10 protein-coding genes, 1 pseudogene and 1 riboswitch are annotated in these 13,824 nt (G+C 57.3%); of the genes and pseudogenes, 5 read left to right on the forward strand and 6 right to left on the reverse strand.

Annotation, left to right across the window (positions count from 1 at the left end):
• The 6 genes and pseudogenes from B2W96_RS07935 to B2W96_RS07960 form a co-directional block, all read right to left on the reverse strand.
• Positions 1–307 (reverse strand): annotated as a pseudogene (locus tag B2W96_RS07935) (lactate dehydrogenase); the annotation flags it as partial.
• Positions 308–310: 3 nt separating this feature from the next.
• Positions 311–946 carry a hypothetical protein gene (locus B2W96_RS07940; protein WP_293009750.1) on the reverse strand — a complete coding sequence of 212 codons (636 nt, stop codon included), beginning with the start codon at positions 944–946 and terminating at the stop codon, positions 311–313.
• The gene (locus B2W96_RS07945; RefSeq protein WP_293009751.1) at positions 943–5,772 is read right to left on the reverse strand and encodes a nicotinate-nicotinamide nucleotide adenylyltransferase; all 4,830 of its coding nucleotides are present in this window, start codon (positions 5,770–5,772) and stop codon (positions 943–945) included. The genes B2W96_RS07940 and B2W96_RS07945 overlap by 4 nt, the downstream gene beginning before the upstream one ends.
• A 459-nt stretch (positions 5,773–6,231) precedes the next feature.
• Positions 6,232–7,104 (reverse strand): rhomboid family intramembrane serine protease, encoded by an 873-nt coding sequence (locus B2W96_RS07950; protein WP_293009752.1) that lies wholly within the window; start codon positions 7,102–7,104, stop codon positions 6,232–6,234.
• A gap of 406 nt (positions 7,105–7,510) precedes the next feature.
• A complete protein-coding gene (locus tag B2W96_RS07955) occupies positions 7,511–8,074 on the reverse strand; it encodes a hypothetical protein (RefSeq protein WP_293009753.1) in 564 nt (187 codons plus the stop codon).
• Positions 8,065–8,538 carry a hypothetical protein gene (locus B2W96_RS07960; RefSeq protein WP_293009754.1) on the reverse strand — a complete coding sequence of 158 codons (474 nt, stop codon included), beginning with the start codon at positions 8,536–8,538 and terminating at the stop codon, positions 8,065–8,067. The genes B2W96_RS07955 and B2W96_RS07960 overlap by 10 nt, the downstream gene beginning before the upstream one ends.
• A 278-nt stretch (positions 8,539–8,816) precedes the next feature.
• On the opposite strand from B2W96_RS07960, the gene B2W96_RS07965 reads away from it, so the two are divergent.
• The 5 genes from B2W96_RS07965 to B2W96_RS07985 form a co-directional block, all read left to right on the forward strand.
• Positions 8,817–9,266, forward strand: a complete 450-nt coding sequence (locus B2W96_RS07965) for an Lrp/AsnC family transcriptional regulator (protein WP_293009755.1) — start codon at positions 8,817–8,819, stop codon at positions 9,264–9,266.
• Positions 9,267–9,372: 106 nt separating this feature from the next.
• Positions 9,373–9,467, forward strand: a riboswitch (SAM riboswitch).
• A gap of 103 nt (positions 9,468–9,570) precedes the next feature.
• Entirely contained in the window at positions 9,571–10,755 is a 1,185-nt protein-coding gene (gene metK / locus B2W96_RS07970; RefSeq protein ID WP_293009756.1) for a methionine adenosyltransferase, read from the forward strand.
• A gap of 277 nt (positions 10,756–11,032) precedes the next feature.
• Positions 11,033–11,683 carry an HAD family hydrolase gene (locus B2W96_RS07975; RefSeq protein WP_293009759.1) on the forward strand — a complete coding sequence of 217 codons (651 nt, stop codon included), beginning with the start codon at positions 11,033–11,035 and terminating at the stop codon, positions 11,681–11,683.
• 92 nt (positions 11,684–11,775) lie between these two features.
• Complete coding sequence (locus tag B2W96_RS07980) at positions 11,776–12,792, forward strand: glycosyltransferase family 2 protein (RefSeq protein WP_293009757.1); 1,017 nt, start codon at positions 11,776–11,778, stop codon at positions 12,790–12,792.
• Positions 12,793–12,811: 19 nt separating this feature from the next.
• A partial coding sequence (locus B2W96_RS07985) for an O-antigen polymerase (protein ID WP_293009758.1) occupies positions 12,812–13,824 on the forward strand: 1,013 nt, incomplete at its 3' end.

The raw sequence follows: 13,824 nt of genomic DNA on the forward strand, positions 1-13,824 counted from the left end.
CCATCTCCCAGCGGGGATGGCGGAAGTTGACGGCCTGAAGTTCTCCGGCTCCCAGCCGTCGGGCTATACCTTTCGGAAGGTCCGGGACGGGCGCATCGATACGGCGGCTGTCCAGCCACTCCACGCCGTCGGCTTTGGCGGTGAGCTGGCGAGGGTCCGTGACAAGAAAACCGGTCCGGCGGTTCTCCGGCGAGCGGTTGATGAGAAACGTCACGTCCTCCCCCTCACGGGGCTCGCCGCAGGCGAGGAGGGCCAGACTTTCCAAAGCTGCATATTTTTTGCCCTGATAGGTATAGTAGTAAACCATTCGTTATCCATCCTCCCCATAGGTAAGCTGCGTCACGGGCGTGTCGTCCGCCCGGAGATACAGCTTGCCGTCTTCGGAATAAAAGGTCTGGTTGTTTTCATCGCAGTCCACCCAATAAGTCACACGCCAGATGGCGCCGTCTGCTTCCTGCTCCCGATAGAGCAGGGAAGCGGCAGGCAGCGGAATTTCGGAAACATACCGCCCCACGCTGAGATGCACGGTCAAATCCCGCACAGGCGCGTCTGGATATCGCTCCCGCGCCGATTCCAGATCATCGGAATCAGAGTAGATTGTCTGCCCTGCCCGACTGCCCACCGGCAGCATGGGACCGAACGCGCAGGGAACATCTCTGCTAAAAAAGCCGCCCAGCTTTGTGATGCGGAAGGTTCTGGAGGAGTTATAGAATTCTACGGTGTCGGGAATGACTACCGTAATTTTCTCCGTCTCTCCGTCCCAGTCAAAGCCGGAGGAAAACGCGCGGTTGTTTACAAAGTTCGGAAGATATTGAAGATCCTCCACGTGCTGTGCGTTCTTAAGCCGGTAATTTAAGCTGTTATCCCGGAAGTTAAAAAAGCCCCAGATTCCGATAGCGGCCATCACCGCCATCCAAAGAGCTGCCGCTGTCTGCTTCCTCGTCATTGCCGGGGCCCCCTCTCCATCTCCTCCATCCGCAGCAGCAGCCGCAGATCGGTTTCAAGGCACTGGGAGGCGGAGAGGTTCATGTCGTAGTGCAAGCACCGGCCCTTGTCCGGAGCAAGAGGCAGAATCACGGCCTCGTTGAGCCGGGAAAGGGTCAGGTTCCGGGCATAGGTGCGGCGGTATTCGCCCTCCAGCGTCAGCAGGATATCCCGCGCGTTTTCAAGGCAGGCGCGGGAAAAGTTAAACACTGCCGCCTGCGCGCAGCCCCGGTAAAACCGGGGATAGACATAGGGGAGGATCATATTGATGGACGGAGTGAGCTGGGGCTGGTCTTCGCCGCTTTGGGCCACGGTGTCCCCCCCAATGAAGGGGTACATGGTGGATTCAACAAACCACGAGCGCATGTTGGGCACGAAATACACACAGTCGATATTCCGCCCCTTGGACAGAATCAAATCCCGGCCCCGGCCCGACAAAAGGCCCACCAGCACCCGGTCGATCTCCAGATTTTCCGCCCGAAACAAGGGGTCCAGTGCGTTGATGCGGTTGCCGGTGTGAAGCAGGTCGTCCACCAGAATCACAGGGCGGTGAAACGCCTTGACGGTGCGGATCTGGCTCTCCAGCGGCGCGTACCGGGGGAAGGGGGCAATGGTGAAGGAGCTTAAATCCTGGGCAAACACCTTGTCGGTGTGGATGGTTTTGGTGACGGTGTTGGGGATGGCGTTGCCCCGGAGAATTTTTCCGAAGGGGACACACATGCTTTCACCCAGCACCCGGGGGTGGGAGGGCGCCGAGGGAACACCGTTCAGTTCCACAATGCGGCCCACCAGCCGGTGGTAGATGACCTCCGCATTCAAAGACAGCACCAGCACGCCGGGATACAAATTGCAGATGGCCCGCTGGAAATTCTCGTGGGCCTTCCGCACGGCGGAAAGCACCTGCGGGTTGGAGGCAAACGGCTCTTTCAGGGTGGTGGGAATGTTTTGAATCAGCACAGAGGGGGAGCGCATGTCCGTCAGCAGCAGCGGCCCCGCGTCGCTCTGGGGTGCCAAGACAAAGCCCTGCCGCTGCAAAAGATCCAGCGTCACGGGGTCGATTTTTCCCGAGGCGGGCCGCCACACGGCGTATCCGCAGTCGGACACCATGGCCCGGCTCAGCGCTTCCGTCAGCAGCAATTGGCCCACGTCATAGGCCGCTCCGCAGGACTTTGCGATATACAGCCCTGTCAAAAGGGCGATGCGTCCGGCCGTCCGTTTGCGCACGTAGTCGGCAAGGCCCGCGTCTCCCAGCGCGTCGTACAATGTGGCGGTGTTCACCGTCCGCAGGGTCAAAAAGCCCAGCACGCGGGGCCGTGGCCCCTGCAAGCGGAGAATCATGAGGGAATCGCCCTGCTCGGGATGGGTGAATAGGTGCGTTTCGTCCCCCACGGCGGCGTACAGCTCCTCAAGCAAGTCCCGGTCGGGCCGTTCCGCGAAGGAGAAGTCCAAATCGCTGGCCCGCAGAACGTGCTTATACTGCGGCTCCCGGAGATACAAACTGTTGCGGTAGATATAATCCTGCACCGTTGGGTCCACCAGATTGGAGATGTCCCGGCCAAGGTCGATGTTTTCCCGGATACGGGTGGAACTGATGTCCTCCAGTTGTGTGGGCAGCTCCAATTGGAGTACCTTGCCCTGAATGCAGCTCAAATCCGGATCGATTTCAATTCCCTCCGCATCGCTGGAGCGGCGAAAAACAATGTGGTTAAGATGCTGTACGGACCCTTCCACGGGGGCCGCCCGATAGGAGGAGGCGTTGGCCACCACGTCGGACCCCACGGCCAGATACAGCTCCCGGCCGGAAAATACCTCCCGCAGGCGGTTCAGGCTCTGAGGATCGGCCAGATTGACGGGGATGTCGTGGGGAAAGAGATACACGCCAAACTGATCCGCCACGGACATGGACACAATCTGCCGCCGGACCAAGGAGGGCTGCGCTTTTTTGGACCACGAAAATTCGTCGATGGCAAGGTAGACCTCGAAGCCCAAATCCCGGATGGCCTGCACAATTCCCTTATGGGACAGGGAAAAGGGGTCGAAGGTGCCGGGGAAAAACGCCGCCGCGGGCGGGGGGGAAAAGCGGAAGGGGCCGTCGTCCAGCTCGTGGGCCAGAATGAAGCGGTAAATGTGGGAGAGGGTGGCGGCGGCGTAAAAAAACGTCAACTCCCGCTCCTGAATTTCGTTCATCAGGAAGAGAATTTTTTTGGACATCAGGACAAACAAGGATTCCTTGTCTTCATAGTCCAAGGCGTCGGAGGCAAACAGACCGTCTCCCAGAATATGAAGGGTGGTCTGGCGGACGGATTCCCGGCAGGAGGCAAGGCCCCGCAGCAATAAACCTGCCAGCCGGTCCCGCCGGGCGGAGACGGCGTATTCATCCTCGTTGAAGCGCTGCTGATATACCGCGTAGTATTCCAGCATGGAGCCGACGGTTCGCAGCGCCGCCGACACCACCCCCGCCAAGGGCGTGGAGAGCAGAAATTCCATTTGGCCCACCAGCTCGTCCAGCTCTCCCGGCGGAAGCCAGAGAGAAAAACGACCCAGATATTCGGGGATGTATTTCGAACTGTCCGCATCCCCGGTTTCCAGAGATTTTGAAAGCTCCACGGCAATTTCATTTCGCCTCGCAGGCGTCAGCACCGGAGCAAGACTTAAAAGGGAGGCGCCCGCCGCCTGCCGGACCACCATGTTTTCGCTGACCTTCATCAGGTTTGAAAAGTGAGTGGCGATGTGGAGCACGTTTTGGTGGTTGCCCAGCTCCACCTGCTCCAGCAGATATTCCACGCCCACGGCCTTCAGAATCCATGGGGTGGCGGTTTTCAGGTTATCCAGAAATACGCCGCTGACGGCGCTCTGCCGGCTCAAAAAGCCGTCCTGCTCCGCCGTATCCAGCCCCAGTCGGCGGCCCAGCTGGCTTTGCAAAAACAGAAGGGGGGTGCTTACGCCGCAATCCGTCTCCGCCACGGCGGCACGGATGCGCGTCCGTGCTTCCGCACTCTCCGGCAGGGCCTCCAGCAGGTGGCGCAAAAGGCGCATGGCGGCGGCCTTTTGCTTTTCTGCGCCGTTTTCCAGCCAGTACAGGGCAAAGTCGGCAAAAGTCCGCAGCTCGTCTCCTCCGCACTGGGACAGAGGAAAGCTCACCACCGTGTCCATCAGGGCGAAGGCGGCCCCCTCCTCCACGGCGCGGGGGTCCGCGTAGTGGCGGAACAGCTCGGTGGCAAAGACGCACCGGTCCGCCCCGTCGGCGTGGGACAGAAGGGAATCCACTGTCAGCTTGGCGGCGTAACGGATTTTGCTGATCTGGGCGGGGGTCAGCCGGTGGTCGGGGTAAATCAGGCGGGAGAGGTATTCCTTCCAAAGGACAAGGGGTCGCCCGGCCGCCGGGTCCGGCTCCGCCCCGCCGGGCCGCTCTTTTTTATAGCCGGAGTTGAAGCCTGCCAGTACCCGGCCCAGAAGCGCCGCCGCGCGGCGGCGAACGCTGCCGTCGGGAATCAGCAGCAGGTCGTAAAGAAACTCCAGGGTTTGCTCCTTCTGGGAATGGGACCAATAGGTGAAATATTCCTCGAAAATTCCAAGATACGCGCCCAGCCTTGCGGCGCTCTGCTCGCTGCGGGCGGATTCCAGGATGTTGGCAAACAGCCGCTCGTGACCCAGTCGGTGCATCAGGCGCAGATTGTGGTCCACCGCCGTCAGCCGCAGCGCCGAAGCAACCTGATCCGGGCGCATCAGCGCCGGATCGGGTTTGGGTGGAGGCGGGGCGTCGTTTCCTGCAAGGTCTACGTCCGCGCCGAAGGAGCGTACATAGTTTTCAAAATCCAGAAGCTTTGCATAGACGTGGCGATAGCGCTGCTCCTTGGCATAGCTCACGTTGTCAAGCTTCTCTAGAATTACGTCAAAGGCTTCCTGAATGGAATAGATACGGGCAATCTCCTGCCCGCTTTCATCACGGGACTGTTTCACCCGGAAGTCGGCGTACACCAGAGCCAAGGACTCCGAGGACAGGTTTTCAAGCTCCAAATCCCATACGGAATGGTTGGCGGCGATCAGGCCGATGGTCTCCATTCCCCGTTGGGAAAACCACTGGTCGGTATAGTGATAGTGGAGGTAGGGTACCCGCTCCCCGGCTTTGCAGCCGAATTTTCCGATGTCGTGGCCCGCAGCGGCGGCGGAGAGCAGCGGCAGGTCCACAGACCCGCCTGCCGCATGGTAGGGCCGCATGATACTCATGGCAACGTGGTGGACCCCGGCGATGTGCTCCAGCGTGCGGAAAGGGGTCACTTCCCGGCCGAGGCGCATGGCTTCGTACACATACTCGCCCCGGAAGCGTACCAAAAACTGGCGGTATTCCTCCCCCGTGCCGCTGTGAGAAAGCTCCTCCTCCGTGCAGAAGGCAAAGTCAAATTGGGGGTCGAAGGGGAGGACCTCCCGCTCCGCGTCCAGAAGGACCTGCAAAATGTTGAGATAGCACAAAGCTCCGTCGCGCTGCTTGGCGGTGTGCTCCATGTCCGGTGAATCATACAGCAAAGACACCGCCACGCGGTAGGCATAGTCCATCCAGCCCTCTTTTGGGGGAATCGTCAGCCGGTTCAGCAGGGGGAGAGCCAGCGCCAGCACACCCTCGCAGGTCAGCCGCTTTTCAAGAGTACCCAGAGGGGCAAGTGCCTCGTCCCACTCCCGGGGCAAAATCAGAGCGGCGGCGTCCCCCCCGCTCATGGCCAGCTTGCGCAAAAAGGTCTGCGATGAAAAAGCACGGACTAATTTCTCCGTCAGCGGGTTGACACGCTCCATAAACTTCCTCCGATCCGCCCGTCCGGGTCCGCAAGCGCGTCCGGCGGCGCGGGCGGAAATTCCGCCCATATTGGTGTGATGCTGCCAAGGCGTAAGACGCCCACGCGGCATATCGTTAAAATCGCGTATGATTGCAGCGTTCTGATTATTATACAGCGATTTTGCCCCACACAAAAGGCAGCGGAGGCTTTTTCTTCACCTTTGGCGGAATTGCTGAATTTTTTCGCGGGTTTTAGGGAAAATGGCAAAAGGCTTGCAGACGGAAGCCCGCAGGAAAAAGCATCCTGTTTTTCGTCCTTCCCCCGTGGGAGAGATTTTTTTGAAAGATTGTATCCTGCGTGTGACCAAGACAAACGCAAAGGCCCCGGGAAAGTAAATTCCCCGGGGCCTTTGGTTACATCGCCCGCAAGCGATAAATGCAATCTTAAAAAATTTGACCACGAGAATTTTTGACCACGGTCAAGAGGTAAAGTGCTCGTGGTTAAAAATGTGATCCTCACAGAAGCAGTGGTAGCCCGCGCAGCGGGAGCAGTACCGGAACTGGAGGTTTGGGTACTCCGCGTCCGTCCGTCCGCAGACAGAGCATTTATGGTGATAGCCCTGCTCCTTGGCCTTTTTTTCCTGCTTCTTGGCGGCGGACTTGAACTGGACGGTGCGGTGAGAGTTGGCGTGGGCGGCGTAACCCCGCTGGCGGGAAATCGCGCCGGTAATTTCTGTCCAGAAGAAGACGAAGAAGTTCAGCATTGCCACCAGCGGCAGCAGTGCACCCAGCAGGTTCAGTTGGAAGGCCGAGGAGATAACGCTCACGGCAAACAGTGCAGCATCCACCCAAGCCAGCCATTTCACCTTCACGGGAATAATGAAAAACAGAAGAATCTGAAGATCCGGATACAGCACGGCAAAGGCAAAGAACATGGACAGGTTAATATAGGAAGCGCCGTAAATAATGCCGGTGCCGCCGGTGAAATAAACGATAAAGCCCGTCAGAACAGACAGCACCATCCCCGAAAGATAGTACAGAGTGAATTTTGGGGTTCCCCATTCCCGTTCCAAAAGATTCCCGATCCAATAGTAAAAATAAAGAGACAGAATCAGGAAGAAAACGTTGCCGGCGTTGACAGGCAAGAAAATAAAGGTCACCAGCCGCCAGATTTCCCCGCGAAGCACATAGTGAGGGGCAAAGGCGAGGAAGGAGACGGCGGCGCTGCTGCTGAACTGGAGCAGCAAAAACGCAATCACATTGCCTGCCACAACATATTTCATCAAATTGGGAATACCGAACCGGGGGTGGTTATAGGCGAACCGATCCACCGCGCTGTTGAGTTTTTTCAATGCAGGACCCTCCAAGCATACAGGTAAAATACAAGAGACATTATAACCGGGTTGTACGGAAAAGTCATGTATAATTTTTAAATTTCTTATAACAAAGGAAATTACTGGACGCAGCAATGCATAAATTTAACGCAACCCCGCAACTTGTACCAAACCTGCGCCGATCGCCTTCGGTGCGCAGGAATTCATAGGTAGCCATGATCAGGCAACGAATGAACGCTTTGATGCAGAGTATAAAAAGGACAGGCAGAGCTTAAGCTCTGCCTGTCCTTTTTGCATGAAATAATATCCGGCCTCATTTGCGCGGCCTTTCCGCCGGGCATATTGCTGTGTAGGAGCGGAGTTTTGCAAAGCAGGCAGGATTTGGCACAAAGACATTGAAAAAAGCCATATGAGAAAAGAGAGATTATTTGTGCTCCAGCTTGTAGCCGAGAAGGTCGGCTAGTTGCTGCACATCGTCCACATCTTTGCGCTGCAAGTTCTTACCCAGTTCCCAGGGAAGCACGGTGTAGAACCAACTGTTGATCCGATTGACATAGCAGAACCAGGACCACAGTAAATCGCGGAGCTCTTCTTTTGTTTCAATGGTAGCATAGGATTCCACAATTTTGTCGTGGAAATAAGCAAATTTGGGCATGTTCAGCCAAGGGACCGGGCAATTGGGTTCCAGCACGTCACCCAAAAGATGGGCAATCGGCCCATTGAGATAGATAAAGAGCTGCTTACAAATATCCAGAGAGAACTTTTCATCGCCCAGCACGCAGTACATAGTGGGTTCGATGGTCCACCAGCCCATTGCCTGCGTATCAGCGTTAAGGAAAAACAGATTTCCGAGATATTGGTTGTTAGTGCCGGCGCCGCTCGGGAAGATCCCGAGCTTGCTCATGGTGACCTCGGCAGGCTCATGAAACCAAACCTTTTCCACCTCATTATGGATTTCTCGCTTCAGATCCTTCCAATTTACTGACATGATACTTCCTCCCCTCTGCTGAAAATAACCGTAGCAAGCTCGTGATAGAGGTAAGTATGATTCCAGCAATCCATACCGCCACGGTGGAATGCTTCGAGATATTGCGGCTCGACCCTTGCCATAATTGGGCCCATGTTGGGCAGAGGCTCGGAGCAGGGGCCATAGGTCATGGCAAAATACCAGCCGGACCAGGCGATATCACCGTTGGAGCAGTCGCAGAGGGCGGGAACATCCGTACCCCCCAAGGGATTGGACTGGTCGCCGACATATTTGGGAACATGATATGGAGGAATCGGACGGCACTGAACATAGTCGCCAGTGGACAGGGTGTTGTGGGCTTCGCACTCCATTGGTGCTGCAATTTTTTCCCAAAGCTCATTTGCAAGGTCGGAATACTTGTCTTCGATGACCGCTGCGTAGACGGTGATGTTGGCTTTGGGAAACTCAATTTTGATTTTACGCAAGTTACACGCCTCCTACTAAGACAGACTTAGGCATCTTAGCCGGGCGTTGTACACCCGCCCGACCATCCTGCCCATTGGAAATATTATAGCAGGCGGATTTGCCCATTGTAATGTTAAACCTTGCTTGGGGAAGCGCTTTTATGTAAAAAACCCCTATTTTTTATATGAAAAAGCATATAAAATAAGTTGAATTTTAACCTTGATTCCTATATAATATTGTCGCGGCTTTTATGCCGGTTTGATATGACGGATAGCTGAGAAATTTGGGGGATACATACATGTCTCTGGACGACCTCGATCTCAACATATTGGCATTGTTGCAGAAAAACGCAAAGGCGAAGCTGAGTGCGATTGCGAAGGAAGTGCATCTTAGCGTAACCGCTGTGAACAGAAGAATTGAACGGATGGAAGATATAGGCGTGATTCGGGGATACCAGACCCTGATTGATCCGGAAAAGGTGGGAATCGGGGTTCATGGATTTCTCATTGGCGGGGTATACCATGTAATGCTGGATCGGTTTTATACCTACATTTCCTCTGTGCCTGAGGTTACGCGGTGCGAAACCATTATCAGCGGGGGAAAAGAAGTGTTGCTTGAGTTTTATTGCAGGGATGTAGATGCGCTTATGGCTTTTTATAACAGTGATATCAGAAAATATCTGGACTCCATGACCGTGTATCTTGTAAAAGGGGTTCCTGGGAAAGACAGCCCGGTTTCATTTAACTGATTTTTAATCTCCAATTTTAGGCCATGTTTTTGTAAAAATAACAAATTTTTTGAATTGTGGCTTGACAATTGGGAAAAGATTTTATATGATATTTTCACAATTGAATCCCTTATCAAGAGTGGCGGAGGGAACGGCCCGATGAAACCACGGCAACCTGTCTTTGACAAGGTGCCAAATCCGGCGGAATCCGACAGATGAGGAGCAAAAGAACTTTTGCACACTTTCTTTGTTGGAAGGTGTGCGTTTTTGCGCTTCGGCGGCGCCGCCCAACGGCGGCTGGAACAACAGAAAGGACGAATTTATCATGGCAAGACACTATCTCTTCACCTCCGAATCCGTGACCGAGGGGCATCCGGATAAAATCTGCGACCAGATTTCCGACGCGGTGCTGGACGCAATCATGGAGCAGGACCCTCAGGGCCGCGTGGCCTGCGAAACCACGGCCTGCACGGGCCTCATTCACGTAATGGGCGAGATCACCACCTCCTGCTACGTGGACATTCCCAAAATTGCCCGGGAGGTAGTCCGGGAGATCGGCTACGACCGGGGCAAGTACGGGTTCGACTGCGACACCTGCGCCGTCATCACCTCCATCGACGAGCAGTCTGCCGACATCGCCCTTGGTGTGGACAAGTCCTTGGAGAGCAAAGAGTCCGGCGATGGGGAGCTTTCCAACGGCGCCGGCGATCAGGGCATGATGTTTGGCTATGCCTGCGACGAGACGCCGGAGCTGATGCCCCTGCCTCTGTCTCTGGCTCAGAAGCTTGCCCTGCGGCTGACAGCGGTGCGCAAGAGCGGACAACTCTCCTATCTCCGGCCCGACGGCAAAAGCCAGGTCACGGTGGAGTATGACGAAAACAACCGCCCCGTGCGGGTGGACACCGTGGTCATCTCTACCCAGCACGACCCGGACACGTCCCTCGACACCATTCGCGCAGACATGCTTGAACATGTCATCAAGTCCGTGATCCCCGCCGATATGCTGGACGGCGACACGAAGTATTACGTCAATCCCACGGGACGCTTTGTCAAGGGCGGTCCCGCGGCCGACACGGGGCTGACGGGCCGGAAGATTATCGTGGATACCTACGGCGGCAGCGCGCCCCACGGCGGCGGCTGCTTTTCCGGCAAGGACCCCACCAAGGTGGACCGCTCCGCGGCCTACGCCTCCCGGTATGTGGCGAAGAACATCGTGGCGGCGGGCCTTGCCCGGCGCTGCCAGGTGGAGCTGGCCTACGCCATCGGCGTGGCCCAGCCCGTGAGCATTCTGGTGGATACCTTTGGCACCGGCACGGTGGGGGACGATGTGCTGGAGCGTGCTGTTCGCAAGGTGTTTGACCTGCGGCCCACCGCCATCATCCGGGATTTGGACCTGCGCAGACCCATTTACCGCAAGCTTGCGGCATATGGGCACATGGGCCGCACAGACCTTGGTGTGAAGTGGGAGGACACCGACCGCGTGGACGCACTGAAGGCCGCCGTGAAATAAGAAACTAAAAAACAAGCGCGCCGGGGAAAATTTTCCCCCGGTGCGCTTTCTGCGTGCAGGCCCCCCCGCGGAGAACCCTTTGCGGAGGAACCCGGGAAAGGGGGCAGGCCGTTGAAGGTCCCGGGGACTTTTATGGCTCAGCGTGCTTGTCCCAACGGGGGAAGTGTGGTAAGATGGCCGTGTTGTCATCGGCGGAGAGAAGCACAAAATCCGAGTCAAGAAGGAAGTGCTTTCGCCGGGGATACAATCATTTTTTTAAGAGAAACGGGGACGCATGATGCTGAAAGCGGCAATTTTTGATTTGGACGGCACGCTGCTGAACACGCTGGACGATTTGACCGACGCGGCCAACCACGTCTGCGCGCAAAACGGCTGGCCGACCTTTACGAGCGGCGAAATCCGCCATATGGTGGGCAACGGAATTCCCAAGCTGGCGGAGCGATTCACCCCGGAGGGAGAGCGCACGCCGGAAGGAATGGCGGAGTCCGTCCGCCGGTTCATGGAGTATTACGACGCCCATAAAATGGATAAAACCGCACCCTATCCCGGTATGTTAGAGGCGCTGGCGGCTCTGCGGAAGGCGGGGATAAAGCTGGCTGTTTTCTCCAATAAGGCGGACGATTTCTGTCCTGCTCTGGTGCGGCATTACTTCGGAGATGTGTTTGACGCGGTGCGCGGCAAACGGGAGGGGATTCCCGCAAAGCCGGACCCTACCGGGGTGTTCGCCCTGCTTTCGGCGCTGGGCGTTTCGGCGGCGGAGACTGTTTACGTGGGCGACAGTGACGTGGATGTTTTGACGGGGCACAACGCGGGACTTCGTGTGTGCGGCGTGACATGGGGATTTCGGGACCGGGCGGAGTTGATGTGTGCCGGGGCGGAGCTGCTGGCGGACGACGCGAAGGGGTTGACGGCCCTGCTGCTGCACTGAATACGGCGGTGCTTCCGGCGCGGTTGACCGGCGGGAGAAAATGGGCTATACTGTAACATTGCGAACTGCGGATAAAGGAGTGGTGTGGGAACATGCCTGCAATCTCTGTGATTGTGCCTGTGTATCAGGCGGAGAAATATATTGAAGCGTGTGTGGAAAGCGTCAGAAATCAGACGTTTTCCGACTGGGAGCTGCTGCTGGTGGACGACGGCTGCACCGACGGCTCCCCGGCGCTGTGCGACCGGTGCGCCGCCGGAGACGGGCGCATCCGCGTGCTTCATAAGGAAAAGAACGGCGGCGTCAGCGCCGCCCGGAATCTGGCGCTGGAGGAGGCTAAGGGCGATTACATCGCCTTTTTGGACGCGGACGACCGCTATGAGCCTTCGTGCCTTGAAACATTGTGGAATCTGCGGCTGGGGGCGGACGCGGACAGCGCCGCCTGTGCGCATCTCAACTGTTTGCCCGACGGAACCGAGACGCCCGAGCGGGTGCTCCCCGCCGGGGAGTATGACGGGGAGGGCATCCGGCAGGGCGTGGTGGCCCCCTTACTGGGGGATCGGCTGGCCCAGCCCGTGTTCAACGGCTTTATCTGGCGGTTCCTGTTCTCCCGGGAAATTCTCAGAAGCAATGGAATCACCTTTGAGGGCGCGTATCTGGAGGATGAGCTGTTTTTAATGGAGTATTTCTGCCACGCCAAGCGGCTTGCCGTGACGGAACAGCCCCTTTATCGCTATTATCTCAACCCCGCTTCTGCCACCCACAAGTACATGCCGGACTTTTTGCGGGTCTTTGGCCGCTTTATGGAGCGGAAGGAGGAACTGGTAGGGCGGAACGGGCTGGAGGCCCTTCGTCCGCAGTGGCGGGAAAACTCCAACTGGGCAGGTCTGTTGATTGCCATTGGCAACGAGTATGCCAGAGGAAATCCCCGGTCCGCCCGGGAGAAGCAGCGGGCAGTGGAAGCCTTGTGCGCCCGGCCGGAGATGCAAAAGGCCATTGGGTCGCTGACGCCGGAAGGCGTGTCGGCAAATAAGCGGCTGGTGGTCCGGCTGGTAAAGGGGCGGCACTTCTTCACGCTGACCCAGCTTTACCGCCTGAAAAACCGCAGATAGAAACGGAGAGGGTGCATACATGTTTTCCATTCGGGAGAGTTTTCTTTTTTCCCTCTGGGCCGCGCTGTGCGGGGCCTATGAGCAAAGCGCCCTCCACCGCCTGATGGCGGCGCTGGGCCGGGGCTGCGAGCGTCTGATGGACGGGTCGCGTATTTGTGGCTTCTTTTTCCGGGAGGGGACCGTGGCCCGGTCGTGGGGCAACAGCGGGACCTGCCGCACCCTGAGTGCCCTTGTCAATTTGCCGGGTGCATTGCTCCACCGGCTGTACCGGGCGTTTCAAGCTCAGTTTGACGGGAGCGTTTTTGCGCGTCTGGCCTTTTCCATGGGCGAGGAAACCGCCGTGGGAGAGTTTTGGGTGATTCTGGCACTGTGGGTCATCCCCTTCGAGCGGTGGAACAACGCCTATAATTTTCTGGGCTTTGCGCTGCTGCTGGCGCTGTTCTACGTGGGGTCCATGCGGCGGTACAGCGATTTCCGGCTGGATGTAAAATCCGTGGGTCCCTATGCCGCCGGAATGTTTCTGGCGGCGGCGCTGGGTGTGGTTTTCTCGGCGTATCCCGGCCTTTCCGCCCGGTTTTTGATGTACCACGCCACCTGCTTGCTTTGCGTGCTGGTGACAGTGAGCGCCGTGCGGAGTACGGGGGACCTCAAGCGCCTTACCGCCGGCGGGAGCGGAGTGGTGCTGATCTCCTCGCTGTACGCGGTCTATCAGCGTATTCAGGGTGTGGAGATCAACAAGTCCTTTGTGGATATGGAAGCCAACGCGGGGATGCCCGGACGGGTAGAGTCCTTTTTCGACAATCCCAATACCTTTGCGCAGGTATTGATTTTGCTGCTGCCGCTGGTGCTGGGGCTGGCGCTGTGCGCCAAACGTCCTGTTTTCCGGCTGGCTTCCTTCGGCATTTTTGCCGTGGGCGCGGCGGCGCTGGGCATGACCTATTCCCGGGCAAGCTGGGTGGGCATTGCCGTCGCCATGGCGGCAGCGGTGTTTCTGTGGAAGCCGAAGCTGCTTCCCTTGTTTGCAGCCGGGTG

Origin of the sequence: Oscillibacter sp. UBA6647 (assembly GCA_002455655.1) — a bacterium.
Classification (GTDB): domain Bacteria; phylum Bacillota; class Clostridia; order Oscillospirales; family Oscillospiraceae; genus Oscillibacter.

Bases quoted from the DNA above. Each gene is read 5' to 3' on its own strand.
- B2W96_RS07940 (WP_293009750.1), bottom strand. From the start codon at position 946: ATGACGAGGAAGCAGACAGCGGCAGCTCTTTGGATGGCGGTGATGGCC.
- B2W96_RS07945 (WP_293009751.1), bottom strand. From the start codon at position 5,772: ATGGAGCGTGTCAACCCGCTGACGGAGAAATTAGTCCGTGCTTTTTCA.
- B2W96_RS07955 (WP_293009753.1), bottom strand. From the start codon at position 8,074: ATGTCAGTAAATTGGAAGGATCTGAAGCGAGAAATCCATAATGAGGTG.
- B2W96_RS07965 (WP_293009755.1), top strand. From the start codon at position 8,817: ATGTCTCTGGACGACCTCGATCTCAACATATTGGCATTGTTGCAGAAA.
- metK (WP_293009756.1), top strand. From the start codon at position 9,571: ATGGCAAGACACTATCTCTTCACCTCCGAATCCGTGACCGAGGGGCAT.
- B2W96_RS07975 (WP_293009759.1), top strand. From the start codon at position 11,033: ATGCTGAAAGCGGCAATTTTTGATTTGGACGGCACGCTGCTGAACACG.
- B2W96_RS07980 (WP_293009757.1), top strand. From the start codon at position 11,776: ATGCCTGCAATCTCTGTGATTGTGCCTGTGTATCAGGCGGAGAAATAT.